The organism is Gammaproteobacteria bacterium, from assembly GCA_033720895.1.
Lineage (GTDB): Bacteria > Pseudomonadota > Gammaproteobacteria > Natronospirales > JAJUFS01 > JAWWBS01.
Window position 1 is genome coordinate 1 of sequence record JAWWBS010000099.1, and the last position, 4,131, is coordinate 4,131.

Here is a 4,131-nt window from a genome sequence, read left to right on the forward strand (position 1 = left end):
CCCTTCCTGCACGACATGCGCCTGTACAAGTCGCGCAAGGAAATCGCCATGATGCGCAAGGCGGCGAAGATTGCGGTCAAGGCACACGAGCGTGCCATGCGTGCAGTGACGCCCGGCATGATGGAATGGGAGATCGAGGCCGAGCTCTCCTACGAGTTCCGCCGCAGCGGTGGCCACGCGGCCTACCCGAGCATCGTGGGTGGCGGACCGAACGGTTGCATCCTGCACTACGTCGAGAACAAGGACATGCTGGAAGACGGCGACCTGTTGCTGGTCGATGCCGGCTGCGAACTGGACGGCTATGCCTCGGACATCACCCGCACCTATCCGATCAACGGACACTTCACGCCGGCACAGCGCGAGGTGTACGACATCGTGCTGGCCGCCCAGGATGCGGCGATCGAGGCGATCGAGCCCGGTGCCAGCTGGACGGCGCCGCACAAGGCGGCGGTGAAGGTCATCACCCAGGGCCTGGTCGATCTCGGCATCCTGAAGGGACGCGTTTCCACCCTGGTGAAGAATGAATCCTACAAGCCCTACTACATGCACAAGACCGGTCACTGGCTGGGACTCGACGTGCATGATGTCGGCGAATACCGCGTCGGCGAAGAACCGCGCGAACTCGAGCCCGGCATGGTGATGACGGTCGAGCCAGGCCTTTACCTACCGTCCGGCCTGAAAGGCGTGCCGCGCAAGTACCGTGACATTGCCGTGCGCATCGAGGACGACGTGCTGGTGACAAAGGACGGTGCTGACGTGCTGAGCAAGGACCTGGTCCGAACCGCGGATGACGTCGAAGCACTGGTCCAGTCGGGCCGGGCCGGCGGCAAGCAGCGCAAGCGAGCCTGAAATGAGCCCCGCCAGCGCCCCTTCCCCGGACATCGATTGCGACATCCTGGTTGCCGGCGGTGGCCTGGTCGGTGCGGCGCTCGCAGCGGCACTGCGCGACACCGGCTTCAGGATCATGGTGGTCGAGGCCGTACCCTTCCGTGCTGCCGGCCAGCCTTCCTTCGACGAGCGCTCCACGGCGATTTCCTTTGGCAGCCGGCGCATTCTCGACACCATGGGTGTCTGGGAGGGAATGGAAGCCGCTGCCTGCCCGATCCACAAGGTGCATGTTTCGCAGCAACGCCGCCTCGGCATCACGCGGCTGTCGGCCGAGGAAGAGAACCAGCCGGCGCTCGGCTACGTGGTACCGAACCGCGTCGTCGGCGCGGCGCTGATGAAGGCCATCCAGGATCATCCGGCCATCGAGCTGCGCGCACCCGCGTCGGTCAGCGACATTGCCTTCCATGACACGCACGCCGAGGTGACCTTGCAGGAAGACGGCAAGGACCGCGTGGTGCGCAGTCGCATCGTGGTCGTCGCCGACGGCGCGCATTCGGCCTTGCGCGACAAGCTCGAGGTCTCCGCAAGAAGGTGGCCGTATTCGCAGGCGGCGATCGTCTGCAATATTGCGGCCGAACGTCCGCACCAGCATGTCGCCTACGAACGCTTCACCCCGGCAGGGCCGCTGGCCCTGCTACCGCTCGATGCCGAGCGCATGACCCTGGTGCTGGTCGAGAACGAGGATGTGGTCGACGAGGTGCTGGCGCTGGATGATGCGGCCTTCCTGGCGCGCGTGCAGCAGCGATTCGGCAAGCGGCTCGGTCGTTTCACCCAGGTCGGCCAGCGGGCGAGCTACCCCCTGTCATTGATCACGGCCGGGGAGCAGGTGCGTGAACGCGCCGTGATCCTTGGCAATGCGGCCCACAGCCTGCACCCGATTGCCGGCCAGGGTTTCAATCTTTCCCTGCGCGATGTCGCCACGCTCGCTGACGTGCTGGTCGACCAGCGCGACGCGCTTGGCAGCCGCGAGCATGCCAACGCGGCCTTGCGCGCCTACGTCGACTGGCGGCGCGCCGACCAGCGCAAGGTCGTCACCTTCACCGATGTGCTGAACCGGTTGTTCATGCTGCCGTTCTCGGCGGCGGCACATGCGCGCGGGCTTGGTTTGCTCGGGCTCGACCTGTTGCCGGGGCTGCGCACCGAGTTTGCGCGCCATGCCATGGGCAAGGCGGGCAAGTTGCCGCGACTGGCACGAGGCTTGAAGCTGTGAGCGCCCCTGCTGCCATACAACGCGACGTCATTGTCATCGGTGGCGGCATGGTCGGTGCTGCATTCGCGGCAGCAGCGGCGCGTGAGGGGCTCTCAGTGGCGCTTGTCGATGCCGCAACGCCGAAACCCTATGTGCAAGGCGCTGAATACGACCTGCGCGTCTCGGCGCTGTCACGCGCCTCGCAAGCCATGTTCGAAAGGCTCGGTGCCTGGCCCCTGATCGAAGCCCAACGCCTCGGTCCGTTCCGTGACATGCATGTCTGGGATGCGGGTGGCGAGGGTGCGGTGCATTTCTCGGCCGCAGATCTTGGCGAACCGGCGCTCGGGCACATTGTCGAGAACTCCCTGGTGCAGTCATCGCTGTGGCAAGTGCTGGAACGCGACAGCGAACGAGTGAGCATTTTTTCACCAGATGCCGTGACGTCGATCGAAAAGGGTTCCAGTTCAGTTGCCGTATCGCTCAAGAGCGGCACGATGCTGCAAGCAAAGCTGCTGGTCGCTGCAGACGGCGCAGGCTCCGCCACACGCGAGCAATTCGGTATTGGTGTCAGCGGTGCCGCATACCAACAGCGTGGCCTGGTGGCTGTTGTACGCGGCGAGAAGGGGCATGGCGAAGTGGCGCGACAACGTTTCCTGCCGGGTGGCCCGCTGGCGCTGTTGCCGCTCGATGACGAGCACGCCGTGTCGATCGTCTGGTCATTGCCGGAAAGTGATGCCGAGCGCTTGCTGGCGCTGGATGATGCCGCGTTCCTGGCCGAACTCACCGCTGCGTCGGACGGCGTGCTCGGGCAGCTGCAAAGCGTTTCGAAGCGTGCGGCGTTTCCGCTGCGTCGCCAGCATGCCGAGCGCTATGTCGATCCGCGCCTGGCATTGATCGGTGACGCTGCACATGTCGTGCATCCGCTGGCCGGCCAGGGCGCGAACCTGGGTTTCCTGGATGCTGCCTCCCTGGCGGAAGTGCTGGGCGAGGCTCGCCGGGCCGGCAAGGACATCGGCAGCTTGCGCGTTCTGCGCCGCTACGAACGCTGGCGCAAGGGCGACAATCTCGCCACGCTCTGGACCATGGACGGCTTCAAGAAGCTGTTTTCCAACGATGACACCATGCTGGCGAAACTTCGCAACACCGGCTTTGCACTCTTCGATCGCGCCACGCCGCTCAAGCATGCCGCGATTCGCAAGGCGATGGGCCTGAGCGGGGATCTGCCGAAGCTGGCAAAGTAACATCAAGTCTGTTGTGTAAATCCTTCAAGGGGGAAGGTTCATGCAGGGAGCATTGCGGGCGGCACGTTCCATCATCTATCGAACCGGGCACCTGCTCGTGCTAGGCGGATCTTTCGCGCTGGCCTTGCTGATGCCGGATGCCGAAGCCGCGCTGGGCATCGCCTTGCTGGCAACGGCCTTGTTCATGGTGCTGCTGGAGTGGTTGATGCCCGCCCGCCCGGACTGGAAGCAGACCGGCAAGGAGCGGGCGGAGATGGTCAGCGTCTTTGTCGGGCTGGCCTTTGTATTCCTGCTGGTGGTCGAGTTCTATGACGCCTCGGTGGCACCCATGCTGGCAGGCCTGCGAGATTCCCTCGGGCTCGCGATCTGGCCGGTCGGCCTGCCTGTCGCCCTGCAGGTCGTGATGCTCTACTTCGCCTCGGAGCTGATCTACTACTGGCTGCATCGTGCCATCCACGCCTCGGGTCTGTTCTGGCGGGTCAGCGGTCATGGCTTCCATCATTCCTATCGCAAGCTGCACTCGCTGCATTCCGGCACCAACCATCCCTTCGAGATTGTCTACCTGGCATTGCCCGCCCTGTTGCTGGGCGCGCTGTTCGGTGCCGACCGGGATGTCATTGCCATGGCGACCGTGCTGATCAGCGTGAATGCCCTGGTCGTGCATGCGAATGTCGACCTCGAAACACCGGTATTGAGCTTCTTCGTGACCAATGCGCGCCATCACCGCCGGCATCACTCCACCGTGTTCGAACAGAGCAATACCAACTTCAGCTGCAATGCCATCATCTGGGATCGCTTGTTCGGTACTTTCGA

At 64.2% G+C, this 4,131-nt stretch carries 4 protein-coding genes; all 4 read left to right on the top strand.

The genetic code is table 11. The features are described 5' to 3' along the window. The coding region (locus tag R3217_10420; protein MDX1455856.1) for a M24B family metallopeptidase at nt 1-849 on the top strand (849 nt) is incomplete at its 5' end. A 1-nt stretch (nt 850) separates the two neighbouring features. Further along, complete coding sequence (gene ubiH / locus R3217_10425) at nt 851-2,098, top strand: 2-octaprenyl-6-methoxyphenyl hydroxylase (GenBank protein ID MDX1455857.1); 1,248 nt, start codon at nt 851-853, stop codon at nt 2,096-2,098. Further along, nucleotides 2,095-3,318: a UbiH/UbiF/VisC/COQ6 family ubiquinone biosynthesis hydroxylase gene (locus R3217_10430; GenBank protein MDX1455858.1), complete on the top strand. Its 1,224-nt coding sequence runs from the start codon at nt 2,095-2,097 to the stop codon at nt 3,316-3,318. Before ubiH ends, R3217_10430 begins: the two co-directional genes overlap by 4 nt. Before the next feature lie 40 nt (nt 3,319-3,358). Continuing rightward, the coding region (locus R3217_10435) for a sterol desaturase family protein (GenBank protein ID MDX1455859.1) at nt 3,359-4,131 on the top strand (773 nt) is incomplete at its 3' end.

What these genes read in the sequence shown, in the direction of transcription:
- ubiH (MDX1455857.1), top strand. Translation starts at nt 851, where the DNA reads ATGAGCCCCGCCAGCGCCCCTTCCCCGGACATCGATTGCGACATCCTG.